Genomic DNA, 349 nt, shown 5'->3' on the forward strand with positions numbered 1-349 from the left:
GCTCCACCGCGCTGGTCTGGTTCGGCGGGGACGCCCCCATCGCGGAGTCCTCCATGGTCCAGTTCCACACCCACTACACGCCCGAGGAGAGCAGCACGATCCGCTTGGGCTTCTCCACCGTGGGGCACGGCCGGATCTTCGTGGACGGGGTCCTGGCGCATGAGGCGTCCATCGAGGCCACGGGCACCGACCTGGGCGCCGCGTTCCTGGCCCCGCCCTCCGCCTCCGTTCCGGTCGCGGCGAGGGCAGGTGTTCCGCTGGAGGTCACGGTGGAACTGGACCTCGCCGGGCGCACCGGGTCCCTGTCCAACGCCCTGGCCGTGACCATCGGGCTCGAAGCGGACAACAC

At 71.3% G+C, this 349-nt stretch carries 1 pseudogene; it reads left to right on the forward strand.

Annotated elements, in window-relative coordinates:
• A pseudogene (locus AB4Z38_RS25885) lies at positions 1–349 on the forward strand (glycosyl hydrolase); the annotation flags it as partial.

The organism is Arthrobacter sp. 2RAF6 (assembly GCF_052115205.1).
In the GTDB taxonomy this organism is placed as follows: Bacteria; Actinomycetota; Actinomycetes; order Actinomycetales; family Micrococcaceae; genus Arthrobacter.